The 22,048-nt window shown below is 62.6% G+C and carries 24 protein-coding genes and 1 pseudogene; 16 read left to right on the forward strand and 9 right to left on the reverse strand.

Going from position 1 to position 22,048, the window contains the following annotated elements:
• Nucleotides 1–2 precede the first annotated feature (2 nt).
• The 14 genes and pseudogenes from F1640_RS13730 (at nt 3) to F1640_RS13790 (ending at nt 12,059) form a co-directional block, all read left to right on the forward strand.
• Nucleotides 3–3,248 carry an efflux RND transporter permease subunit gene (locus F1640_RS13730; protein WP_194919683.1) on the forward strand — a complete coding sequence of 1,082 codons (3,246 nt, stop codon included), beginning with the start codon at nt 3–5 and terminating at the stop codon, nt 3,246–3,248.
• Between the two features lie 53 nt (nt 3,249–3,301).
• Entirely contained in the window at nt 3,302–3,790 is a 489-nt protein-coding gene (locus F1640_RS13735) for an SRPBCC family protein (RefSeq protein ID WP_194919685.1), read from the forward strand.
• Nucleotides 3,787–4,161, forward strand: a complete 375-nt coding sequence (locus tag F1640_RS13740; RefSeq protein WP_194919687.1) for a hypothetical protein — start codon at nt 3,787–3,789, stop codon at nt 4,159–4,161. Before F1640_RS13735 ends, F1640_RS13740 begins: the two co-directional genes overlap by 4 nt.
• A 45-nt stretch (nt 4,162–4,206) precedes the next feature.
• Nucleotides 4,207–4,548, forward strand: a complete 342-nt coding sequence (gene fliE / locus F1640_RS13745) for a flagellar hook-basal body complex protein FliE (RefSeq protein WP_194919688.1) — start codon at nt 4,207–4,209, stop codon at nt 4,546–4,548.
• Nucleotides 4,549–4,578: 30 nt separating this feature from the next.
• On the forward strand, nt 4,579–5,466 hold the full coding sequence (locus F1640_RS13750; protein WP_194919689.1) for a bestrophin family protein: 888 nt from the start codon (nt 4,579–4,581) through the stop codon (nt 5,464–5,466).
• Nucleotides 5,467–5,471: 5 nt separating this feature from the next.
• Entirely contained in the window at nt 5,472–5,855 is a 384-nt protein-coding gene (locus tag F1640_RS13755; protein WP_194919690.1) for a hypothetical protein, read from the forward strand.
• A 3-nt stretch (nt 5,856–5,858) separates the two neighbouring features.
• Nucleotides 5,859–6,545: a ZIP family metal transporter gene (locus F1640_RS13760; RefSeq protein WP_194919691.1), complete on the forward strand. Its 687-nt coding sequence runs from the start codon at nt 5,859–5,861 to the stop codon at nt 6,543–6,545.
• Nucleotides 6,542–7,150, forward strand: coding sequence for a cation transporter (locus F1640_RS13765; RefSeq protein WP_194919692.1), 609 nt, complete (start codon nt 6,542–6,544; stop codon nt 7,148–7,150). Before F1640_RS13760 ends, F1640_RS13765 begins: the two co-directional genes overlap by 4 nt.
• Entirely contained in the window at nt 7,147–9,648 is a 2,502-nt protein-coding gene (locus F1640_RS13770) for a heavy metal translocating P-type ATPase (RefSeq protein WP_194919693.1), read from the forward strand. The genes F1640_RS13765 and F1640_RS13770 overlap by 4 nt, the downstream gene beginning before the upstream one ends.
• The gene (locus tag F1640_RS25320; protein WP_008067845.1) at nt 9,645–9,779 is read left to right on the forward strand and encodes a hypothetical protein; all 135 of its coding nucleotides are present in this window, start codon (nt 9,645–9,647) and stop codon (nt 9,777–9,779) included. The genes F1640_RS13770 and F1640_RS25320 overlap by 4 nt, the downstream gene beginning before the upstream one ends.
• Before the next feature lie 38 nt (nt 9,780–9,817).
• A pseudogene (locus F1640_RS13775) lies at nt 9,818–10,232 on the forward strand (MgtC/SapB family protein); the annotation flags it as partial.
• A gap of 20 nt (nt 10,233–10,252) precedes the next feature.
• Nucleotides 10,253–10,882: a sodium/calcium exchanger family protein gene (locus tag F1640_RS13780; protein ID WP_008067852.1), complete on the forward strand. Its 630-nt coding sequence runs from the start codon at nt 10,253–10,255 to the stop codon at nt 10,880–10,882.
• 62 nt (nt 10,883–10,944) lie between these two features.
• Nucleotides 10,945–11,784, forward strand: coding sequence for a nickel/cobalt efflux transporter (locus tag F1640_RS13785; RefSeq protein WP_008067856.1), 840 nt, complete (start codon nt 10,945–10,947; stop codon nt 11,782–11,784).
• A gap of 8 nt (nt 11,785–11,792) precedes the next feature.
• Entirely contained in the window at nt 11,793–12,059 is a 267-nt protein-coding gene (locus F1640_RS13790) for a metal-sensing transcriptional repressor (RefSeq protein ID WP_008067861.1), read from the forward strand.
• A gap of 386 nt (nt 12,060–12,445) precedes the next feature.
• On the opposite strand, the gene F1640_RS13795 is transcribed toward F1640_RS13790, so the two are convergent.
• The 5 genes from F1640_RS13795 to F1640_RS13815 all read right to left on the reverse strand — a co-directional run bounded on the left by F1640_RS13795 (nt 12,446) and on the right by F1640_RS13815 (nt 16,787).
• Nucleotides 12,446–12,736, reverse strand: coding sequence for a ribbon-helix-helix domain-containing protein (locus F1640_RS13795; protein WP_081458645.1), 291 nt, complete (start codon nt 12,734–12,736; stop codon nt 12,446–12,448).
• Between the two features lie 4 nt (nt 12,737–12,740).
• Complete coding sequence (parA, locus tag F1640_RS13800; protein ID WP_008067863.1) at nt 12,741–13,388, reverse strand: ParA family partition ATPase; 648 nt, start codon at nt 13,386–13,388, stop codon at nt 12,741–12,743.
• A 58-nt stretch (nt 13,389–13,446) separates the two neighbouring features.
• Nucleotides 13,447–14,652 (reverse strand): helix-turn-helix domain-containing protein, encoded by a 1,206-nt coding sequence (locus F1640_RS13805; RefSeq protein ID WP_018076098.1) that lies wholly within the window; start codon nt 14,650–14,652, stop codon nt 13,447–13,449.
• 236 nt (nt 14,653–14,888) lie between these two features.
• Nucleotides 14,889–16,252, reverse strand: a protein-coding gene (locus F1640_RS13810; protein ID WP_194919694.1) for an IS3 family transposase whose coding sequence is annotated in 2 segments (ribosomal slippage) — nt 14,889–15,902 and nt 15,905–16,252 — 1,362 coding nt in all. Because the reading frame shifts where the segments join, the coding sequence is not laid out codon by codon here.
• Between the two features lie 52 nt (nt 16,253–16,304).
• On the reverse strand, nt 16,305–16,787 hold the full coding sequence (locus F1640_RS13815) for a nucleotidyltransferase (RefSeq protein ID WP_206694684.1): 483 nt from the start codon (nt 16,785–16,787) through the stop codon (nt 16,305–16,307).
• 118 nt (nt 16,788–16,905) lie between these two features.
• Here F1640_RS13815 and F1640_RS13820 point away from each other — a divergent pair, with 118 nt between their 5' ends.
• Together F1640_RS13820 and F1640_RS13825 are read left to right on the forward strand one after the other, a co-directional pair.
• Entirely contained in the window at nt 16,906–17,817 is a 912-nt protein-coding gene (locus tag F1640_RS13820) for a YafY family protein (RefSeq protein ID WP_194919696.1), read from the forward strand.
• An 896-nt stretch (nt 17,818–18,713) separates the two neighbouring features.
• Complete coding sequence (locus F1640_RS13825) at nt 18,714–20,084, forward strand: IS1380 family transposase (protein WP_066763960.1); 1,371 nt, start codon at nt 18,714–18,716, stop codon at nt 20,082–20,084.
• A gap of 103 nt (nt 20,085–20,187) precedes the next feature.
• Here the strand turns inward: F1640_RS13825 and F1640_RS25325 are convergent, their stop codons facing one another.
• From F1640_RS25325 to F1640_RS13840, 4 genes are all read right to left on the reverse strand, one after another.
• Nucleotides 20,188–20,322: a hypothetical protein gene (locus tag F1640_RS25325; protein ID WP_255530372.1), complete on the reverse strand. Its 135-nt coding sequence runs from the start codon at nt 20,320–20,322 to the stop codon at nt 20,188–20,190.
• A 173-nt stretch (nt 20,323–20,495) separates the two neighbouring features.
• The gene (locus F1640_RS13830) at nt 20,496–20,663 is read right to left on the reverse strand and encodes a hypothetical protein (RefSeq protein ID WP_194919698.1); all 168 of its coding nucleotides are present in this window, start codon (nt 20,661–20,663) and stop codon (nt 20,496–20,498) included.
• A gap of 188 nt (nt 20,664–20,851) precedes the next feature.
• Nucleotides 20,852–21,238 carry a DUF302 domain-containing protein gene (locus F1640_RS13835; RefSeq protein WP_194919700.1) on the reverse strand — a complete coding sequence of 129 codons (387 nt, stop codon included), beginning with the start codon at nt 21,236–21,238 and terminating at the stop codon, nt 20,852–20,854.
• Between the two features lie 62 nt (nt 21,239–21,300).
• Nucleotides 21,301–22,044, reverse strand: a complete 744-nt coding sequence (locus tag F1640_RS13840) for a cytochrome c (RefSeq protein WP_194919702.1) — start codon at nt 22,042–22,044, stop codon at nt 21,301–21,303.
• Nucleotides 22,045–22,048: the final 4 nt, after the last annotated feature.

The following is a 22,048-nucleotide window of genomic DNA, read 5'->3' on the forward strand; positions in this document are numbered from 1 at the left end:
CCATGATCGCCCGTATCGTAACCTGGGCGGTCGAGAAGCGCTGGCTAGTCCTGCTCCTCACCGTCATCGTCGCCGCCATCGGCGCCTTTTCCCTCTACCGGCTACCGATCGACGCGGTGCCGGACATCACCAACAATCAGGTCCAGATCAACGTCCGCGCGCCTGCCCTCTCGCCCGAGCTGGTCGAGAAGCAGGTGTCGTTTCCAATCGAAACCGCGCTCGCCGGCACCCCCGGCCTGGAATATACGCGCTCGTTGAGCCGCAACGGCTTCGCGCAGATCACGGCGGTCTTTTCGGACGCGACGGACATCTATTTCGCCCGCCAGCAGGTGGGCGAGCGTCTGCGGGGCGTGCAAGAGAATCTGCCCGACGGCGTGAACCCTGAAATGGGTCCGATCGCGACAGGCCTGGGCGAGGTGTACATGTACACCGTTCGTCTCGATCATCGCGAGGACGACAAGCACAAGCCCGGTGAACCGGGCCAACAGCCCGATGGCAGCTACATCACGCCAGAGGGCGAGCGACTGACGACCGAAGAGGACAAGGCGACCTACCTGCGCACCGCGCAGGACTGGATCGTGACGCCGCTTCTGAAGACCACACCGGGCCTCGCCGGTGTCGACTCGATTGGCGGTTACGCCAAGCAGTTCCTCGTCGTGCCCGACGTGCAGAAGCTGGCCTCGCTCGGCATCACGCTGACGGACCTGGGAAATGCGCTGGAGCGCAATAACACCAGCGTCGGCGGTGGCTTCGTCAATCGCAATGGCGAAGGTCTGGCTGTTCGCTCGGATGCGCTCGTTCGCAATGCCAGCGAGTTGGCCAGGACCGTGATCGCGACACGTAACGGCGTGCCGATCACGGTCGAACAAGTTGCGACTGTGAAGACGGGTCAGGCGATCCGCATGGGTTCGGCATCGGAGAACGGTACCGAAGTCGTCGTCGGCACGGCGATCATGCGGATCGGCGAGAACAGCCGCATCGTGTCGACCGCGGTCGCTGAGAAACTGAAGACGATCAACGCTTCGCTGCCTCCTGACGTCGTAATTCAGCCGGTGCTGAACCGCACCGAGCTGGTCAATTCGACGATCAAGACGGTCGCGAAAAACCTGTCCGAAGGCGCGGTGCTGGTCATCGTCGTGCTCTTCCTGCTGCTCGGCAACTTCCGTGCGGCCCTGATCGCGGCGTTGGTCATCCCGATCACCATGATGCTGACAGGCTTTGGTATGCTGCGCGCTGGGGTCTCGGCCAATCTGATGAGCCTTGGGGCTTTGGACTTCGGTCTGATCGTCGACGGCGCCGTCATCATCGTTGAAAACGCGCTGAGGCGGCTTGCCGAACAACAGCATCATGAAGGTCGCTTGCTGACCGTCAAGGAACGGCTTGCGACCGTGGCAGCCGCCGCTCGCGAGATGATCCGCCCCTCGGTTTACGGGCAGGCAATCATCATCCTCGTCTACGTACCGCTGCTCACGCTGACCGGCGTGGAGGGTAAAACGTTCGGACCGATGGCGCTGACCGTCATCATCGCGCTCGCCTTCGCCTTCATCCTCTCTCTCACCTTCGTGCCGGCGATGATTGCGATCTGGCTGTCGAAGAAGGTCGAGGAGAAGGACGGCCGCATCATCACGTGGCTGAAGAAGCGCTACGAACCCGGTCTCGACCGGGCCATGAAGCGCCCGACGCTGACGATCGGGGCGGGTGTCGCGAGCCTTGTGGTGGCGGCGCTTGCCTTCACCACGCTCGGCTCGGTGTTCCTGCCGCAGCTCGATGAAGGCAATCTGCTCATCCAGTCGCTCCGCATCCCGGCAACGTCGGTCCAGCAGAGTCAGGCGATGCAGGTGCCGATCGAGCAGATGATGTCGAAGCAGCCGGAGGTGGCGTTCGTCTATTCCAAGACGGGCACCGCCGAGCTGGCGGCCGACCCGATGCCGCCGAACGCGACCGACATGTTCGTCATCCTGAAGCCGCGCAAGGATTGGCCGAATCCTGAGCTTCCCAAGGAGGAGCTGGTCAGCCGGATCGAGGGTAATCTCGCGAAGATCCCGGGCAATGCCTACGAGATCACCCAGCCCATCCAGATGCGCTTCAACGAGCTGATCGCCGGCGTGCGCGGCGACATCGCGGTGAAGGTGTTTGGGGACGACTTCAACCAGATGAACCGGACGGCCGAGCAAATCGCTGCGGTGCTTCGCAAGACGCAGGGCGCAGCGGACGTGAAAGTCGAGCAAACGACGGGTCTCCCCATGCTCGACATTCGCGTCAATCGTGACGCGATGGCGCGCCTGGGCGTCACGGCGCAGGACGTGCAGGACACCGTAACTGCCACGATCGGCGGTCGGACCTCAGGCCAGATCTTCGAAGGCGATCGGCGCTTTCCGGTCGTGATACGGCTCTCTGAAGCGCAACGGGCGGACATCGGCCTTCTCGAACAGGTGCAGGTGCCGTTGGCGGGGGGTGGCTATGTGCCGCTTTCCAGCGTCGCCGACATCAAGGTCATCGATGGCCCCAACCAGATCAGCCGCGAGAACGGGAAGCGGCGTGTGGTGGTGCAAGCCAACGTGCGTGGCCGCGACGTTGGATCGGTGGTTGCGGATGCGCAGGCAACGATCGCCAGCCAGGTTCGGCTGCCTGCCGGCACCTATCTCGAATGGGGCGGCCAATTTGAAAACCTGCAATCGGCGAGCGAACGGCTTAAGCTAGTCATTCCGGCCTGCTTCATCCTGATCCTGTTGCTGCTCTATGGCGCATTGGGATCGGTGCGAGATGCAGCGATCGTGTTCACCGGCGTGCCCTTCGCGCTGGTGGGCGGCGTCCTGCTGCTCTTCTTGCGAGGCATGGACTTTTCGATCTCGGCGGCGGTGGGCTTCATCGCCTTGTCGGGCATCGCGGTCCTCAACGGCCTCGTGATGGTCAGCTCGATCCAGGATCTGATCCGGTCGGGGCTATCTCGCGAAGAGGCGGCCCATCTCGGCGCAATGCAGCGCCTGCGGCCCGTCGTCATGACCGCGCTCGTCGCAAGCCTCGGCTTCGTGCCGATGGCGCTTGGCGAGGGCGCGGGTGCGGAGGTACAGAAGCCCTTGGCGACCGTCGTCATCGGCGGCCTGGTCTCGGCGACGCTGCTGACGCTGTTCGTGCTGCCGACGCTTTATGCCCGGTTCGGGCAGAAAATGATCAAGAAGCTCGATCACGACAATGAGAAGCATGAAGGGGATGACCACGGTCAGACCTTCGTGAACAACTTGGCCTGATGGGTGGGCGGGGAGGTCCGCGATCGCCCCGCTCATCTCTGGGAGATGGGGATATGCCTCGCACCATAACCAGCTCAATGCTTCACGGCGGGCCACTGCGCATCTGGTCGGCACTCACCGATCCGGATCATCGCCGGGCGTGGAGTCCGCTCGTATTTCTCGATGACCCGTCCCGGCTCGGCGACACGGAATGCACCTTCGCGATCCAGGGCATCACCCGGCCAATTCGGACGCCGGCCCGGGTCGATCAATCCGATAAACCGCACGCCTTCGCTTGGTCCTGCGGAATCCCCTATCTGTTCACGCTCGAAGAGCGGTACGAGCTGGCAGGGGACGATGGCGGCACCAGGCTAACGCATAGCTGCACGCTACGCGGGGCACTTTCCCTGCCGTTCGCGGCGATGATGTTGCGCCGCCTGCGGTCCCTGATGATCGAGGCTGACGAACGTCTCGCAACCTATCTGCGCTGGCGGGTGGGTCAGCCTGCCCGTGGGATCAATCGTCAGCGCGTTCCCTCTCGCTACAGGAGGAAGGCGCGATGATGAACTGGAAGCGGGCGCTGTCCGCCCTGGTCTTCGTTGGCGGACTCGTGGCTTGCTCGGAAAGCAAGCCGCCGGCCCCGCCGACCGAGCAGCAAATTCATTCGTCCGACAGCGCTGTGGCGACCGGGGAAATGGGCCGGCACCCGTATCGCTGTTCGGACGGGGAGCCGCTGTTCGTCGACTACAAGGATAGCGGACTGCAGATCGACTTGCGGCGCACCAACAATGGGCCGGCGATGACGCTGACCGCACCGGCGCAGGGCCTGCAATATGTCGGCGAGACGGCCACCGCGACCTTCAAGGGGTCGCAGCTCACAATTGTGGAAGGCGATGGCCGCACCCGGACCTGCGAGCGGGAGGGCACCCGATGAGCCGTTCCGTTCTCCGACGCATCGCACTGCAACGGGAGAGGAGCGATGTCTGACAGGTCGATCTCGAATGTGATGGCCATTCGCGCCGAAGTGATCGCGCGAAGCCGCGCCTTGCGCGAGCCGCAGCCCACGGTGCCGCCCGGCGTGACGCCGACCGCTCCGGCGTCGAACTTCGCCGACACCCTCAATGCTGTGGTCGCGAAGGTCAACGAGACCCAGGAGCAAGAGGATGTCGTCACCGAAGCATATGAGCGTGGCGAAACCACCGACATTGCAACCGTCGCGCTCATCCAGAGCCGCGCATCCATCACTTTTGAGGCGACCCTGCAAGTCCGAAACAAGCTGCTGTCCGCTTATCGGGACATCATGAACATGCCGATCGGATGACGATTGCAGGGAGATTAGGGCGTAACTGATATGATTGTTGGCACAAGGCCACGATTTAGACAAATCATTATCGAGGTTTGGAAGCCGCTCACGATCTTGTTCGTGTGGGACGTAGCCGTGACGGCATTCCACATGATGACCCCGATCAAGGAACCGCCTTTGCCGACGGCGCTGTTCGGCACTGCCATCGCGCTCTTCATGGGATTCCGGACCAACGCTGCTTATGCGCGTTGGTGGGAGGCGCGCACCTTGTGGGGCGCGCTCATCAATGCGTCGCGCAGCCTGGCCCGGATCACGCGCAGCCTGACCAAGGGGGAACCCGAGGGCAGTGAGATGCGGCACAACATCATCCTGCGGCAGATCGCCTTTGCGCACTCGATGCGCTGCCAGCTTCGCCGACAGTCGCCCTATGAAGAGATTGCCCGGGTCGCCGGAGCGGACGTCGCCGATATGGCGGTCGCTCGCCTGAACCCTGCCAACGCGCTCTTGGAGGACATATCGGGCATCTACGCCGACGCGCTCGCGGAAGGTCGGATTACCGAGATCCAGCAGGCAACTGTCGAGCGCGTCCTGATCGACATCGCCAATGCCGAAGGCGGCATGGAGCGGATCAAGAACACGCCGCTGCCCAATGGCTTTAGGTTCTTCCCGAACCTTTTCACGCGCGTGTTCTGCGTGCTGCTCCCGATCGCGCTGGTCGAATCCCTGGGCCTTGCCACGCCGATCGGATCGACGTTGATCGGACTCGTCTTCCTCGCGGTGCTAAGCATCGGCGAGGATCTGACCGATCCGTTCGCCAATAGCGTTCACGATGTCCCACTCACGGCCATGTGCCGCACGATCGAGATCGACCTTCTTCAGACGGCGGGACTGCCAGCCCCTGATCCGCTGACGCCCGATCACGGCGTACTGTGGTGAGGGCGATGTGCGCCTTGCGGCACCTGCCTAGCCTGACAGCCACGCGCATCGGCGCCGTTCTGTTTGCGGGTATGGTCGTAGGGGCGTGCAATCCCGCGCCGAGCGAACCTGTCGAGCCGGCACATGAAAAGCATCTGACGCCTCGATTAATCGCGCAGCGCATCATGTATTGCGACGATGGATCGCGCGCCGATGTCGACTTCATCGACGATGGCCTGAAGATGGCTGTCACTTGGCTGCCCAAGGGCAGAACCGAGATCCTGCGCGCCCAGCGAACCGGCGAAGAATTTCGCGGCGACCAGTCGCGGGCAGTCGTGGCGGGCGGGTCGATCGCCTTCATGCAGCGCGGGAAGATCCGCGTTTGTCACCGAACCCCGGAGGAAACATAGGATATGCAGGCATTGCTCTACACGCTTGCGCCTGTGTTGGCGGTCGTGCTCGGCGCGATCATCGCGAGCCGCACCAAGTTGAAGCCCAACCTTGTGGCCGGCCTCCAGCATCTCGCGGCGGGGGTCGTGTTCGCGGCGGCCGCGACTGAAATCCTGCCGCAGGTCAAGCATGAGGCGTCGCCCAGCGCGACGTTGATCGGCGGGGCGGCGGGCGTTGCGACAATGCTGGGGCTCAAGACATTCGAAGCCCGCTTCAAAGGACCGATGGCGCTGCTCGCCGCGATCGGCATCGACATTCTGGTCGATGGTCTGGTGCTCGGCCTCGCCTTCGTAGCGGGTGAGAAGGCGGGTTTCCTGCTGACGATCGCGCTGACGTTGGAAGTCTTGTTCCTGGGGCTGACGCTGACCGACGAGCTGGCGGAAACCTATCGCTCGCGCCTGCGCATCATCGTGATCGTCTCGGCATTGGCGCTGCTGCTGCCGCTCGGCGCGCTCGCGGCCGTGCCCGTCGCCACGCTGTCGCCGGTGATGGTCGCCGGCTTCCTGAGCTTCGGGCTGATGGCGCTGCTCTATCTCGTCACGGAGGAGCTGCTGGTCGAGGCGCACGAGAAACCCGACACCCCGCTCATCAGCTCGATGTTCTTCGTGGGGTTCCTGGCCCTGCTGACGCTTGAGGAGATTATGGGATGATCTCGAGCAATGACAACAAAGGCGGACAGGAGCGCCGCACCCTCTGGATCGTCCTGCTGCTGAACGCGGCGATTGCGGCAGGCTTCTTCGTCTCGGGCTTCTTCGCGGATTCGAGCGCGCTGATCGCCAACGGCGTCGACAACCTGTCAGACACCGCCGTGTACGCGCTGAGCCTTGTGGCGCTCACCCGGGGCCAGACATGGAAGACACGCGCCGCGGTCGCTTCGGGCGTCATGCTGCTGATCTTCGCGGGCGGTATCCTGATCGACGTTGGCCGGCGCTACCTTCAGGGCAGCGAGCCGATCGGACCGACCATGATGGTCATGTCGGCGATCGCCGGCGTCGTGAATTACCTCTGCCTGCGGCTGCTCCAGCGGCTCAAGGATCCGGACGTCAACCTACGGGCCGCCACCACCTTCAGCTTCAATGACTTCATTTCCAATGGCGGCATCCTGATCGCGGGCGTGCTGGTGCTGTGGCTGGGCACCAACTGGCCGGACCTTCTGGTCGGCTTCGCTACCGCCCTCATCGCCATCAAGGGCGGTGTCGAAATCCTGCGCGACGCGCGCGCCGAAACCAAGAAAAGCGAAAGGAGGTCGTCATGAACGACAAGCTCGAACTCGATATTCCAGTGCTGTTGCCGGACCTTCCTGACGCGGCCGATGCTTGCTTGGATCGTCTCGTATCAACCCTGTCGAAGCGCGAAGGCGTCGAGCGGGCGCATGTGATCTGCCTCGACGGCGACACGCCGGCGGCCCTGTGCATCCATTTCGACGCTGCCAAGCTGCCGCTGCCGCGCTTACGCGAGATGGTGCGCGCCGCGGGCGCCGAGATCACCGAACGCTACGGCCATGCGATCTGGCAGGTGACAGGGATCAGTCACGAACGGCGGGCGCGCACGGTCAGCGATGCGCTATGCGCGTTGCCCGGGGTGGTACAGGCAAGCGCCAGCACCAGCGGGTCGGTCCGGGTCGAATATGATCGCCGAGAGACCACAGAAGAGGAAGTGCGCGCTGCTCTTCGCAAGCTGAAGGTGAGGGTTGGCAAGCGGGTCGCCGCCGATGACCATGCCGGCCACGACCACGGCCCCGGGGGCCACGACGCGGGCGAAGAGAAGCACGGCCCCGGCGATGGTCACGACCATAGCCACGCCGAATTTCTCGGCCCCAATACCGAGCTGATCTTCGCGCTTGCCTGCGGCGCGCTGCTGGGGATCGGCTATGCGATCGAGAGGCTGGTTGCCGGCGCACCGGAGTGGCTGCCCACGGCCTGCTATGTCGCAGCCTATTTCTTCGGCGGATTCTTCACGCTGCGCGAGGCGATCGACAACCTTCGGATGAAGAAGTTCGAGATCGACACGCTGATGTTGGTCGCTGCCGCCGGCGCCGCTGCGCTGGGCGCATGGGCCGAAGGCGCGCTGCTGCTGTTCCTGTTCAGCCTTGGCCATGCGCTTGAGCATTACGCAATGGGACGCGCCAAGAAGGCGATCGAGGCGCTGGCGAAGCTCGCGCCCGAAACCGCGACCGTGCGACGCGACGGCCAGACCAGCGAAATCCCGGTCGAGCAAATGGTCGTTGGGGACGTTGCCATCGTCCGCCCGAACGAGCGCCTGCCTGCTGACGGCTTCGTCATCAAGGGCACCAGTGCGATCAACCAGGCCCCGGTGACGGGTGAAAGCATTCCGGTCGACAAGGTGCCGGTCGCGGACGCTGCGGCGGCGCGCGCCAAGCCCGACGCGGTAGACGCGGAAAGCCGGGTCTTTGCCGGTACAATCAACGGCGGCGGCGCGATCGAGATCGAGGTGACGCGCCGTTCCAATGAAAGCGCGCTCGCCAAGGTCGTGAAGATGGTGAGCGAGGCGGAGACGCAAAAGTCGCCGACGCAGCGCTTCACCGACCGGTTCGAACGGATCTTCGTGCCCGCTGTCCTGATCCTGTCGGTGTTGCTGCTGTTCGCGTGGGTGGTTGTCGATGAGCCGTTCCGCGACAGCTTCTACCGTGCGATGGCGGTGCTTGTGGCAGCAAGCCCGTGTGCGCTCGCGATCGCAACGCCGAGCGCAGTCCTGTCGGGCGTTGCCCGTGCAGCGCGGGGCGGCGTGCTGGTGAAGGGCGGTGCGCCGCTCGAAAACCTCGGATCGCTGAAGGCGATCGCCTTTGACAAGACGGGCACGCTGACCGAGGGGCGTCCGCGTATCACTGATGTCGTGCCCGTCGATGGCACCGACGAGGGTGAGTTGCTGGCGCTGGCCGTCGCCGTCGAGGCGCTGAGCGACCATCCGCTGGCCCAGGCGATCGTCAAGGACGGCCGCGAACGTCTGAACGATCGTGCCGTGCCGACTGCCGGCGACCTCAAGAGCCTGACCGGTCGGGGCGTCATCGCGCGCGTGGATGGCGAGACGGTGTGGATCGGCAAGGCCGAGATGTTTGGACGTGAGGGCATTCCGGCGCTGGGGCAGGTGGCGCAGGACGCGATCGCGAAACTGCGCGAGAACGGCCGCACGACGATGGTGGTCCGCAAGGGGGACCGCGACTTTGGCGCGATCGGCCTGATGGACACGCCGCGAGAAGCCGCCAAGACTGCGCTGCGCCGGTTGCACGAGATGGGCGTGTCGCGGATGATCATGATTTCCGGCGATCACCAGAAGGTCGCCGAAGCGATCGCCAACGATGTCGGGATCGACGAGGCGTGGGGCGATCTCATGCCGGACGACAAGGTTGCCGCGATCAAGAAACTCGCCGGCGAGGACAAGGTCGCGATGGTGGGCGACGGCGTGAACGATGCCCCGGCGATGGCAAGCGCTACGGTCGGCATCGCGATGGGCGCGGCGGGGTCGGACGTGGCGCTGGAGACGGCCGACGTCGCGCTTATGGCCGACGATCTGACCCACCTGCCGTTCGCGGTCGGCCTCAGCCGGCATACGCGCGGCATCATCCGGCAGAACGTCTTCGTCAGCCTCGGTGTGGTCGTCTTCCTCGTGCCTGCCACCATCCTCGGCCTCGGCATTGGGCCAGCGGTGGCGGTCCATGAGGGGTCGACGCTGCTCGTCGTCATCAATGCGCTCAGGCTGCTCGCCTACCGCGACCCGGTGGGGAAAACGGCATGACCTTGCTCACCATCGACCTCTATGGCGCGCTTCCCGAAAGCGAGCGACCGGCATCGGTGGATAAGACTGTAACCCTCATGTCCGTCGACCCGAATATCCCCTTCAGCCTCCAATCTGGATCAGGCGCGTAGAATAGGCAGGCGGCATGTTTGAAAGCTCATTCTAGGAGATGATGCCCCATATCGTCAGTCTCGCCGTTGCGTACGCGCTAGCCCTGCCGGTTGGTTGGGATCACGAAAGGGACGTTCGCAGCATAAGCATCCGAACGTTCTCGCTGGTTGCCATCGCCAGTTGCGGCTTCGTGCTGGTGGGCATCGCGATCCTCAGCCGCACGTCTCCGGCGCAAGCCAGGTTTCTCGAAGGGCCGATTACGGGTGTCGGTTTCATTGGCGGTGGCGCGATCCTGAAGAACGGCAGCAAGGCCGTCGGGCACGGCGACTGCGGCCAGCCTGTGCGCGACCGGCGCGCTCGGCGCGGCCGTCGGCTGCGGCCTGTATGATATCGCCGCCATCTTGAGCGCTATCACGTTCCTCACGCTACGGTGTTCTCGTCCGCTCACCTCTCGAAACTCAGCCTCGCCTTCTCGCGTGATCAGGGCTGGTTTATGGCGGTCTTCGTGGCCAAGATCGGTCTGGGCCTTGTCGTGTTCGCCTGGAAGCCGTGGCTGGGCCTCGCCTTCCTTGCCGCCTATGCGCTCTATGTACGGCAGGAAATGGCCGCGCCCGGCGACACCGAGGACGAGGCGCTTGAACCGCTCAAGTTCCAGCCCGGCCGCGCGGTGCCCACTACCGGCATGGCGCTGGCCCAGACGCTAGCCGCGCTGCTGGTGATCTTTGTCGCCTCGCGGGTGTTTTTTTCACAGCTGGAAAATCTTGGCCCCGCGCTGGGGCTTCAGCCGCAATTGCTGGCGCTGCTGCTCAGCCCCATCGCCACCGAGCTTCCCGAAACGATGAACGCGATCATCTGGGTGCGGCAGGGCAAGTATCCGCTGGCGCTGGCCAATATCTCGGGCGCGATGATGATCCAGGCGACGATCCCCACCGCTTTCGGCATTTTCTTCACCCCTTGGCATCTGAGCACGCCGCTGCTGGTGGCCGCCGGGGCCACCATGCTGGCCATTGGCGTGATGTATCTGGCGTTTCGGCGCGGCTATGTCGCGCGCTGGCTGCTGGCGAGCATGGCCGGGCTTCATGCGGGTTTTGCCGGGCTGCTGATCGCGCTTCACATCACCTGAATATGCTTGTGGGCGGTATCGTCGCGCTTGCCACATCCCCCCCTGGGGGATATGCGGGGACCATGACTGATCTTACCGCCCTGCTTGCCCAGAATACCGCTAATGGCTGGCTGTTCATCCCCAGCGCCATCGTTCTGGGTGCACTCCACGGGTTGGAGCCAGGCCATTCCAAAACGATGATGGCCGCCTTCATCATCGCGGTGAAGGGCACGGTGCGTCAGGCAGTGCTGCTGGGACTGGCAGCCACGCTGTCGCACACGCTGGTGGTATGGCTGGTAGCGATGGGGGGCATGTGGGCTTTCGGATCCTTCCGTGCCGAAGACACAGAGCCTTATTTCCAGTTGGCCTCGGGCGTGGTGATCGTCGGCATGGCCCTGTGGATGCTATGGCGCGCGCGGGCCGATTTGCATGCCGCCCATGCGCATGGGCACCATCATCATGACCATGACCATGGCCACGATCACCACCACAACCATGAAGCCAGCGAAGAGACCGTCCACGAATTGGAACTCGCCACGGGCGGATATGTCGATGCTCACGAAGCGGCGCATGCAGAGGATATCCGCCAACGCTTCGCCGGGCGTGCGGTTACCACCGGGCAGATCGTGATCTTCGGCCTGACCGGTGGCCTTGTCCCGTGCCCGGGGGCGATCACCGTGTTGATGCTGTGCCTGCAACTCCATCAGGTGGCGCTGGGGGCGGTGCTGGTCACCGGCTTTTCGGTGGGGCTGGCGCTGACCATGGTCACGTCGGGCGTGCTGGCGGCGCTGTCCCTGCGTCATCTGGAAAAGCGCTGGAGCGGCTTTGGTGAGGCGGTGCGCAAGGCACCGCTGATCTCTGGCGCAGTGATCCTCGTCATCGGATGCATCGTCGCGCTTGACGGGGCGCGCCATCTGGTCTGACTGGTGCCATGAGCCACGCCACCGACAAGGATCTCGTCAACCGCCTCAAGCGTGCCAATGGTCACCTTGCCAGCATCGTTACCATGATCGAGGAAAACCGCAGCGCGCTTGATGTCGCGCAGCAATTGCAGGCGGTGATCGCCGCGCTCGACAAGGCCAAGAGCAAGCTGGTGGCCCATCATATCGAGCATCACTTGACCGAGACGCTGGGCGATCTCTCGCCGGACATGCGCGACAAGCTCGCGCAATTGTCGGAGCTGGCCAAATACCTCTAAGGTCTACCAGCGCGAGCGCAAATCCTGTCCTTGATAACCGCGCCAGCCTCGTTCGCGTTCTGGGCCATGGGCTGCACCGCCCATTCATTGGGCAATATGATCGTAGCTCCAATCTGCCAATTGCGTAGGCAGACGAACGCCAGATCATCAGCGGTCAGGCGGCCTTTTCTGCCGCCTCACTGGCCTGGGCCTCGGCACACACCATCGCCACCAATGCCGACCAGCGCTTTACCGGATCGGTTGTTGTTGCGTGGCGCGCTGGCCTTGGCGGCAGTCAGTTGCAATGGAGCGCAAAGCGCAGCATGTTCATCGGGCTGGAGCAGGCGCTCTAACCGTGAAAGCAACCATTTGGCGCCGCCGAAAACGACTGAATGCGCCTGATACAATCATTCCCCGACCGGGCTTTGGCCATATTTACGCAGCACATCATCGAAAGCCTCGGCCATCAGTTCTTGAAGGCTAAGTCCATGTCTGCGGGCGCAGACATGCATGGATAGCGACATTTCGCGCGAGAAGTAGGCAGCTATGGCCTTGCGACCTGTGCGGCTGTTAGATTTGGCTGGGGTGTTGGTCGGTATGGATGTAGCGCCAGCCCCTCCAATGCCAAGCACATCGACCTTAGATTCCGGCTCTGGACTGGCTTTTGGCTTGTCGGCAAGATTCGCAAAGCGGCTCATTTGCTCACACTCCCTCATGTGCGGCGGTGGACATTGTCACATGTGTGATGGTCCACAAGTGTAGAGCGGTGATCTCGGCAGCAGCCTTGCCATTGGGTTCGAACTCAATCACCGAAGCGCCCGCTGCACTGGCATGGCGATAAACAGCCCGGTCCGGCAGGATGTACAGGCAAGCCTTGATGCCGAAACCCTGCACCAGTTCAACCGCCTCCTCATACATGCGCGGTGCATGAGGCGGACCAGCGGTAAAGACCACATAGGCAGGCTTGTCGAACAATCGCACCAGGCTCACCGTGGTCTTGATTGCTGCCAGATCAAAGGCGCTGGGACGGCAAGGGACTAGCACCAGATCGGCCACCTCGACCGCTCTGCTGGCTGCGCTATCGGCATGGGGCGGCGTGTCGATCACGATAAAGGTCGCGCCTTGGCGCTGGGCGGCCTCGGCCTTAGCCTGGATACGTGGCGGGGCGCTGTCGATCACCTCAGGCGCCTTGTCGGCGCGCCATGCGCCCCATTGGCTGGCAGTGGCCTGCGGATCGGTGTCAATAATGAGGGCAACGGCGCCAGCGGCTTCAGCGGCGGCGGCTAGGTTCACGGAAAGGGTGGTCTTACCCGAACCGCCCTTCTGGCTGACGATGGCTATAATGGTCATGGGGATTTCCTTGCCCGTTCACATGTGGACGTTTGGACAGGTGAGAGGCTGGACAGCATCACCCGTCAGGTGTGACGCGCCGCTCCACGCTGGCCATCAGCCTCGCGGTCAGATGGGCCATTGGGCCAGCCTGCGGCTCGGTAGTCTGCTTAGGCGCAGGGGATTGTGATGGCGCCTGCTGGGCGCTGCGCTCGGTGACACGGAACAGACCAGCGAGATTCACGCCTGCCGAGCCCGCCCGCCGCACCATGCCCGCCAAGCAGCGCGCTGGAGAGCCCACGCGATAGCGATGGCCCGGCGGCAGTTCGGCATTCCGGTCGATCAGCAACACACTAAGTGCTGCCCGTTCCCGGCCGAACTGCTGGCAAGCCCGGCCCCAGGTGCTCTGGGCGATGCCAAGCCGACCACAACTGCGCCACGACGCCTCGACGAGGTTGGGCCAGGTCGGCCTGCCCAGCGCCTCGACGATGCCACGATAGCTCTCGGTGGCCACCACCAGCGCGGTCACGGGCCGGATGCGCTCGAGTGGATCGCGTGCTGGCGCGGTACGCTTTCGTGGTGAGTTTTGGTTCTGTATATTGGGTGCGCAATTTTCTTCCGGCGCGTCGGAAGTTTTCAGTGCACGGGGATCGGGTTCCGGCCCAGAATCCGAACGATGTTCGATGGCTGCGAGCATGGCGGACAAGGCCTCTCGGATGGCGATTAGGCGGTCGATGTTGCTGATCCGCGCCGTGCGGCCGTCTGGCAGGATGGTCTCGGCCCGCTCACGCAGATCATCGTCACCCGCCTCGCGGATGCGCTGGCCCAACTGGCGGATCTCGGCACGACATTGTTGAATGGAGCGTGCTTGCAATTCCTGCGCCTTGGCCTTGGCTTGCATCTCGGCAAAGCGTTCGACCAGCGGGGCCAGATTGATGCCCGCAGCCCAGACCACGATCCCGTCCTGCCGGTCGCCAGCGCGCTCGCCGTTGATGCCGGCATTGCGGACGATGAAGCCTACCTTCTCCAACTCCCGCTCGGCGGAATTGATCGACCGTGGCGTCAGCCCCAAGGCTTCGGCAAAGCGGCAGGCTTGCGTCCAGACCGCGCAGATGCGGCCCGACAAGTAGTCGCCATCCATCGTCTTGAGGACGTAGTGCCGAACCAAAGCTACGGCTGTCGAAGAGAGCCCAAAGCCTGGCCTCGCCACCTGCTCAAACAGACGCAGCAGATCGAACCTGCCAACGCCTGATGGCAGGCCCCTATGGGAAAGGGTGGTACTCATAGCGCCCCTCCCCCACCAATGGCGCTTGCCACCGAGTCACGGGAGCGATAGGATTCCGCCATAACCGAACAGCTATTCCAACAGCCGCTGCGAAAGGTTGCCGCCCTTTCAGCGGTTTTTTGCTGACCTGACGGCGGCCCCTCACCCGGATCATGTTTGGGCTGTCCGTCGTCAGAACATTTGGCACAGATCGCGGCGTAAATTAGCGGAGAGCGGGCCTCGTCTGGGGTTTGATGTTAGGCGGCGAGCTTGCGGTGCTGCAAGCGGCGATATTCGATTGTTTGTTGCTTGATCCTTTCGCGCAGTTTGATGATGGCCGGTGCTCTGCCGAAGTAGGCGTCGGCGGGCGTCACGTTGGCCAGGCTTTCGTGGTATCGCTGGTGGTTGTAGTGCTCGACGAAGGCCTTGATCTGGGCTTCGAGATCGCCGGGCAGGAAGTAGTTTTCCAGCAGGATGCGGTTCTTCAGGGTCTGGTGCCAGCGCTCGATCTTGCCCTGGGTCTGGGGATGACACGGGGCGCCGCGGACATGGCTCATCTTCCGGGCCTCGATATATTCCGCCAGTTCGCCCGCGATGTAGCTGGGGCCATTGTCGGATAGCAGCCTGGGCTTGTGCAGCACCGTGGCGCTGTCGCAGCCGGAAGCAGCCAGGGCGAGGTCCAGCGTGTCGGTGACGTCCTCGGCGCGCATGTTGGTGCACAGCTTCCAGGCGATGATGTAGCGCGAGAAGTCGTCGAGCACGGTCGACAGATACATCCAGCCCCAGCCGATGATCTTGAAGTAGGTGAAGTCGGTCTGCCACATCTCGTTGGGCCGGGTGGTCTGGGTATGGAACTGATCGGCCGCCTTGATCACCACATAGGCCGGGCTGGTAATCAGGTCGTGGGCCTTCAACAGGCGGTAAACCGTGGCTTCCGAGACGAAGTAGTGCCTCTCGTCGGTGAAGCGCAACGCCAGCTCGCGCGGTGACAGCTCGCTGTGCTCCAGTGCCATCTCGATGATCTGGTCCTGCACCTCGACCGCGATACGGTTCCACACCCGGCTCGGTGCCGATGGCCGGTCTTCCAGCGCCTCCGGGCCGCCTTCGAGGTAACGGTCGTACCAGCGGTAGAAGGTCCGCCGAGCGACGCCGAGCTGATCCAGCGTGCGCTTGGCGGGCAGGTGCGACTGCTCGACGATCCTGATGATCTCGAGCTTTTCGGATGCGGGATACCTCATTCGCCGTCTTCCCCATCCGCGATCATGCTTTTTTTCAGCAGACGGTTTTCCAGCGTCAGGTCGGCCACGCATTCCTTGAGCGCCCGGGCCTCTCGGCGCAGGTCCTGCACCTCGCCGGTGGTCGCGGCACGGGCGGTGTCGCCGGCCAGGCGGCGCTTGCCCGCTTCCATGAACTCCTTCGACCAAGTGTAGTACAGGCTCTGGGCGATGCCCTCCTTGCGGCACAGCTCGGCAATGCTGTCATCGCCACGCAGGCCTTCGAGCACGATGCGGATCTTGTCCTCGGCTGAGAAGTGGCGCCGGGTCTGGCGCCGGATATCCTTCACCACCTGCTCTGCAGGGGCCTTCGCCGCCGATCTTGCATTGGAGGTTCTGGGCTTCATCTTCGTTCCTTCGTCACTACGACGAAGCCCAGAACCTCCTTAAATCACAACCTCAAATCTGTGCCATTGGCGCTGACGGGGGACAGTCTTGGCTGACCAGATTGCCGTACCACTGCGCGTCTCCGTCATAGAGGATCGGTACGACGTCCACGTCCAGCCCCGTTCCGCGAAACGAAACGGTGACTGAATAGGTCTGAGGCTGGACCTGATCAGGTGAAAAGTTTGGGAATGCCTTCCGAAGGCGCTCGGCAAGATAGGTTAGGAGCGCGCTGACAGAATGCGGTGCATCCGCCCCGCTAATGTAACAGGCCACATCGATGTCGTTGAGTGAGCGCAGGGCAGTGCCCTTTGCCAGACTACCCGACAGCATCATCTTGCGCAGCGTGAAGTCGGGATGCTCGTCGACGTAGGCCTCCAGCTTGTCGCGAAGCCGCTTCGCCTGTGCGCGATATTCCCTCGCTTTGTCCTGAGGAAGGTTCACTCGTTCTTCGGCAAAGCGCAAGATGTCGCGGTGCCCAACATGTTCTCGGGTCATCGAATCGTCTCCGGAGGCCCACGGTTCTTGACGTGGGCGGTCAGATGCGCGACTCGGGTTGCCGACCCGCTAGAAACAATATGGGTATAGATTTAATACCCGTCAAGGAACTATACATATGGCCGAGGATGAAAAGCGCCCTTGGACGCAAAGCCGTCGCTTCGAGTTCATCGAATGGAAGCTGTTCTGGGAAGGCGCGCTCAACCGGAGCGACCTGGAGGACACGTTCGAGATCTCGACGCCTCAGGCGTCCGTGGATCTTCGGCGCTATCGTGAGCTGGCTAGCGACAACATCGAGTATGACGCCACGAGCCGATCGTTTCGGCCAACGCCCGATATCAAGCCTGTATTCTTGAATGCCTCGGCGAATCGCCTACTGCTCCAGCTGAAAGCATGGCTGACAGGAGCCTTGCCGCGCCGCGAGGTTTGGTTCCGCGATCTGCCATCGATCGACATGGCGCCGGATATCGCCCGGAACGTCGATGTCGAATGCCTGCGACTGATCCTCGATGCCATTCGCAGCAAGCGCTCCGTGGAGGTCCGATACCAGTCGCTGACCAACTCGCGCACCCGGCGGATCGCACCCCATGCCCTGGCGTTCGATGGCTACCGCTGGCACGTTCGCGCATGGGCGTGCGATCGAGATGACTTCCGTGACTTCGTTCTTACTCGAATCGACAAGATCAGCGTTGGCCCCAAGGTGGACTTCGATCCTGCAGACGATCTGGAATGGAATACGAGAATCACGTTGGACCTTCGACCGCATCCCGGCCTTACAGAAGAGCAGGAACAGGCCATCCGACGCGATTACGCGATGGAAGGTGGAAGGCGTGAAATCGATGTGCGGCTATCCATGGCATACTACTTCATTAAGCGCATGAACCTTGATCTGGTTGATCTTCCCCCGGCAAGGGCGCAAATCTACCTGAAAAACTTGGCTGAAATAAATAAGGCCGTTGAAGAAGCTAGGGCCCAGGCGAAACAGCGGGTCACAGAACGAGCTGGCGGTCGAACGTCGATAGGAGAATAGCGACGATAAACCGCAGGTTTCAAGACGAACCGCCGCCTGATTCCTTCAACGCGGATACAGCGGACGTGCGACCCCATAGGTGGGACCGTCGAAATCGGCCGCTGATTCAGTCGGTTGGGTGCACCATTGTGGCAAGGTTTAGCGCTGTGCACCGGGTCTGCTTCGGGGAGCCGGACCGAGATAACCTGACATTTGGAAGCATTTGCTTTGATGGCCGCATCGCCTCAAATCCGACTTCTCGCCCCTGTGGTGGTCCAACTGAGATGCCTTCGCAGAAGGTGCTCGTGTAGGCTTAAATTCCCAACGGTGCGACATCATGAATATCGTCGGTGTCCGTCCCGCTGGATTGCTCCCACGGCGCGCAGCCGTGGGCCATGCTCAGCTAACCCTGAGGCTCTACGCAGCTGTGGTCAGCGTGCGTACTGGCATCGGGAGAATGTCCTCTTGGGTGACTACGTCTCCACTCGAGATCCCGTCGATATCTATGATAACGCGGCGCCCCATCTGCGCACCAGTGCTGACGAGTCGGCGGCACAGCAGGTCAGCTAGGGCTTCGTCCTCGACCGCGCAGATTATCTGGCGACCACCCTGCCGGATTGCCGCCAGTACTTCGACCAAGTGGAGCGCCCGGAAGTCATCGATGTGCTGCACCGGATCATCGAGAACTAATGTTGACCAACGGGACCAGGACCTTGCGAGATACACCGAGAGCAGGAAGGCAAGCCCCGCAGCCCGGCGCTGACCACTGCTGAAGACGAATTGCGGATTGAGATCGTCTCCGACCTTTAGCCTGTCTTATTCACCGCGGCGGGTGAGAGGGTTGGCGGGAGTGGCGTAAGCGATTGCTTTGCAGTAGGAAAATGGGTGTCTAGACCAGTCCTTCAGCGAGGCAATTTATGCCACGGACCACACCCGCCGGGAGCGATGATAGCGCACCGGGATTTTCGTTTCCAGCGGTTGGCGGCAAGAAGGTCACAACCGCGTTCGACGGTGGCCGGCTGACCTCTGACGGCGGCGTTCTGCTGCTGGCGCAGGCCGAGCGCGCGATGGGGATCTGCCGGCAGCTTGCTGCGTGCATCGCCGATCCGCGTGACCCGACGCGGGTGATCCATCGCCTCGATGACATTCTGCGTGCCCGTGTGTTCGCGATCACGTGTGGCTATGAGGACGCCGATGATCTCGATGCCCTGCGCGACGATCCGGGCTTCCGCCTGGCGCTGGGCAAGTTGCCGGGATCGGGCGCGGGGCTGGCCAGCCAACCGACGATGAGCCGCTGGGAGAATGCACCGACCACGCGTGAACTGGCCCGGATGATGGTCGCGATGATCGGCGTTTACTGTGCCAGCTATCCGGCCCCACCGGCGGCGGTGACGCTGGATATCGATGACACGTGTGATGTCGTGCACGGCTATCAGCAGCTCTCGTTCTGGAACGGACATCACGGTGAGCGCTGCTTCCTGCCGATCCATGTGTACGATACCGCGAGCGGGCGGCCGGTGGCGATGCTGCTGCGCACTGGCAAGACGCCGTCGGGTGCCGAAGGTGCCGGCCACATCCGGCGCCTGGTGCGTCATATCCGCCAGCACTGGCCCGATACCCACATCACCATCCGCGGCGATGGGCACTACGCCCGTCCCGAGATCATGGCGTTCTGCGAGGCGGCCGGGGTCGATTACGTGTTCGGCTTGCCGACCAACGCCGCGCTGCGGGCCGATCCGGCCATCGTTGCCGTCGCCGATGCCTGCGCGGTCAAGCGGGCCCAGGCCCAACATCCGGTCCTGCGCAACTATGTCGAGACCCGCTACGGCGCCAAAAGCTGGAAGAGCCAACGCCGCGTCGTCGCCCGGATTGAGGCCAGCACGCTGGGCATGGACATCCGCTATGTCGTCACCTCGCTGACAGAAGGCTCGCCCGAGCACATTTACGACACGCTCTATTGCGCGCGCGGCCAAGCCGAAAACCTGATCAAGCGCCACAAGACCCAGTTGGCCAGCGATCGCACCTCGTGCCGCTCGGCCAATGCCAACCAGATGCGCCTCATCCTGCATACCGCCGCCTACTGGCTGATGTGGCGCGTCCAGCAGGCCATCCCCAAGGCCACCTCTCTGGCCACTGCCGAGTTCGCAACGCTGCGCCTGCGGCTGCTCAAGGTCGCCGCCCGCGTCATCGAGACCGCCTCGCGCATCCGTGTCGCCTTCGCGTCAGCATGCCCCGACGCCGGCGTGTTCAAAGCCATCGCCACCAGTCTCCGGCCAGCGCCGACATAGCCAGCGCGGCTGTGCCGCACAAAGCCCGAGCCATCGCCCATCAACCTCGAAAAGCCATCGGTTTTGCTGCGGCGAAAAACGCCGCCGAAACCGCGCGCCCGGATCACGCGGCCACCGACACATCAAACCCGGCACGCCCCAGTGCAGCGGGCTCATGAATAAGCCGGGTTAGGCCGAAGGGCGGCAATTCGCCGCGCAGCGTCAGCAGCGCGAACACCGGCATTGGCAGCATCGACATTGGGCGATGCCGAGCCTGCAAGCTCGAGCACTTCAGGCAGCGTCAAGACAGAAGCGTTTGCGGGTGCGGACGTCTCGGCGCGAGCAGTAGGGATGCCCCCACCCGAAACGAGGATTGCTGCAGCGAGCGCACAGCCTAAGGGGTTCAACAGAGGTGGCATGAGACCCAAGAATTCAGAGGGTGAGGTTGAGTTCGGTCCGCGCGCGGCGGGCGAGCTCACACGGGCCAATGGCGAAGTTGAAGGCGAGACAGACCGTCAGCACCCGTCGCAGGGCGATATCGTGCTGCGTGCGTATCTCGTCGCCATTACACGCGTTGAGTGAAGAGGCGGATTCGGTCATGAAGCGCTTCTACAATCTCCAGCCACTGTAGAAGCAACCGCTAAACGCACACTCGAGGGTATGCTAGATTAGAGATTATCTCAGCAGGATGTGGAGAGCGACCGAGAGGACCAGCAATGCAAATCCGAAGGGCGACCCTGACTCGTTAAACCGGCTTGCACGTGACGCTTCTCGGAAGGCAAGTTGCCTCAAAGGCTTTCGATCACGCTGCGAAGCTTCTCGCGGACCATTTCTGCGGCGTGCTTCAGTTCCGGATTCTCGATGGCCATCATTGACGCGACAGGATCAATCGCAGCGACTTCAACCTTGCCTCCACCTACGTCCTGAACAACGACGTTGCATGGCAACATAGTGCCAACCTTGTCCTCAATCTGGAGCGCCTCATGCGCCAATTGCGGATTGCAAGCTCCCAATATGTGATAATTGCGAAAATCGACCCCGATCTTGTTTTTGAACGTATCCTTGACATCGATCTGGGTGATGATTCCGAAGCCATGCGATTTCAACGCTTCGGTGGCGTGTTGCACACCACTTTCGAAATTCGTCTCCAGGGTCTTGGAAAAATAATAGCTCATCAAGCTTTCCTCAACAGAAACAGGGAGACCAGGTTCTCCACTGGCGGCCTGAATATCAAGATTCAGGGCGTGCTGGACAGGAACTCGGCAATCGCCTGCCTGTCGGCGTCATCCAGGCTCGCGGCCATTCGGTTCATGACTGTTCCCCGGCGCTCGCCAGTGGCAAAGCGGTTCAACTGATCGACAACATAGGCCGCACGCTGGCCCTCGAGATTGGGAACATTTGCCGTACCTGGGCCCATCATTTCGCCCATGCCACCACCCATCATGCCGCCGCGGCTCATGCCCCTCATGGGCGTGCCGCGTGCGCTACCCGAGGTGTGGCACATCGCGCAGGAGGGCATGCGGGAATAGAACAGGGATTGACCTTCAGCGACCCGCCTTTCGTCCTTTTGTTCATCGGGCTTTCGAGTCTGTTTACTGAAATAGGTCGCAATATCGGCAATGTCGTCATATGCGAGCGCAGTTGCAGTCGGGCCCATAATGTCGGATTTGCGCGTTCCTTCCTTGAAGGCGCGAATTTCCCAGTAAAGATAGGGAAGGCTTTGTCCTGCCAATTTCGGAACATGGGGGTCTGGCCCGCCGTTCCCATCGGCTCCATGACAGGCGCCGCACTTTTCCTGTGCGATCTGTTGGCCTCGGGTGGCATTGCCAGAGATGGTGCCTGCCGCCTGTGTATTGCCCCCGCTCTGGCGTTCAGCCAACGCTTCGGCAGTCCCTTGGCGCGAGTCACAACCACTCACGAACGCGCTCAGAGCCAGCACGAGCCACAGCGAGTGACTGTTGCGGCGGTCGAAATCGCCCATTATC

Origin of the sequence: Novosphingobium sp. NBM11 (assembly GCF_015390225.1) — a bacterium.
Lineage (GTDB): Bacteria > Pseudomonadota > Alphaproteobacteria > Sphingomonadales > Sphingomonadaceae > Novosphingobium.

Bases quoted from the DNA above. Each gene is read 5' to 3' on its own strand.
- F1640_RS13730 (WP_194919683.1), top strand. From the start codon at position 3: ATGATCGCCCGTATCGTAACCTGGGCGGTCGAGAAGCGCTGGCTAGTC.
- F1640_RS13735 (WP_194919685.1), top strand. From the start codon at position 3,302: ATGCCTCGCACCATAACCAGCTCAATGCTTCACGGCGGGCCACTGCGC.
- F1640_RS13740 (WP_194919687.1), top strand. From the start codon at position 3,787: ATGATGAACTGGAAGCGGGCGCTGTCCGCCCTGGTCTTCGTTGGCGGA.
- fliE (WP_194919688.1), top strand. From the start codon at position 4,207: ATGTCTGACAGGTCGATCTCGAATGTGATGGCCATTCGCGCCGAAGTG.
- F1640_RS13750 (WP_194919689.1), top strand. From the start codon at position 4,579: ATGATTGTTGGCACAAGGCCACGATTTAGACAAATCATTATCGAGGTT.
- F1640_RS13755 (WP_194919690.1), top strand. From the start codon at position 5,472: ATGTGCGCCTTGCGGCACCTGCCTAGCCTGACAGCCACGCGCATCGGC.
- F1640_RS13760 (WP_194919691.1), top strand. From the start codon at position 5,859: ATGCAGGCATTGCTCTACACGCTTGCGCCTGTGTTGGCGGTCGTGCTC.
- F1640_RS13765 (WP_194919692.1), top strand. From the start codon at position 6,542: ATGATCTCGAGCAATGACAACAAAGGCGGACAGGAGCGCCGCACCCTC.
- F1640_RS13770 (WP_194919693.1), top strand. From the start codon at position 7,147: ATGAACGACAAGCTCGAACTCGATATTCCAGTGCTGTTGCCGGACCTT.
- F1640_RS25320 (WP_008067845.1), top strand. From the start codon at position 9,645: ATGACCTTGCTCACCATCGACCTCTATGGCGCGCTTCCCGAAAGCGAG.
- F1640_RS13780 (WP_008067852.1), top strand. From the start codon at position 10,253: ATGGCGGTCTTCGTGGCCAAGATCGGTCTGGGCCTTGTCGTGTTCGCC.
- F1640_RS13785 (WP_008067856.1), top strand. From the start codon at position 10,945: ATGACTGATCTTACCGCCCTGCTTGCCCAGAATACCGCTAATGGCTGG.
- F1640_RS13790 (WP_008067861.1), top strand. From the start codon at position 11,793: ATGAGCCACGCCACCGACAAGGATCTCGTCAACCGCCTCAAGCGTGCC.
- F1640_RS13795 (WP_081458645.1), bottom strand. From the start codon at position 12,736: ATGAGCCGCTTTGCGAATCTTGCCGACAAGCCAAAAGCCAGTCCAGAG.
- parA (WP_008067863.1), bottom strand. From the start codon at position 13,388: ATGACCATTATAGCCATCGTCAGCCAGAAGGGCGGTTCGGGTAAGACC.
- F1640_RS13805 (WP_018076098.1), bottom strand. From the start codon at position 14,652: ATGAGTACCACCCTTTCCCATAGGGGCCTGCCATCAGGCGTTGGCAGG.
- F1640_RS13815 (WP_206694684.1), bottom strand. From the start codon at position 16,787: ATGACCCGAGAACATGTTGGGCACCGCGACATCTTGCGCTTTGCCGAA.
- F1640_RS13820 (WP_194919696.1), top strand. From the start codon at position 16,906: ATGGCCGAGGATGAAAAGCGCCCTTGGACGCAAAGCCGTCGCTTCGAG.
- F1640_RS13825 (WP_066763960.1), top strand. From the start codon at position 18,714: ATGCCACGGACCACACCCGCCGGGAGCGATGATAGCGCACCGGGATTT.
- F1640_RS25325 (WP_255530372.1), bottom strand. From the start codon at position 20,322: ATGTCGATGCTGCCAATGCCGGTGTTCGCGCTGCTGACGCTGCGCGGC.
- F1640_RS13830 (WP_194919698.1), bottom strand. From the start codon at position 20,663: ATGACCGAATCCGCCTCTTCACTCAACGCGTGTAATGGCGACGAGATA.
- F1640_RS13835 (WP_194919700.1), bottom strand. From the start codon at position 21,238: ATGAGCTATTATTTTTCCAAGACCCTGGAGACGAATTTCGAAAGTGGT.
- F1640_RS13840 (WP_194919702.1), bottom strand. From the start codon at position 22,044: ATGGGCGATTTCGACCGCCGCAACAGTCACTCGCTGTGGCTCGTGCTG.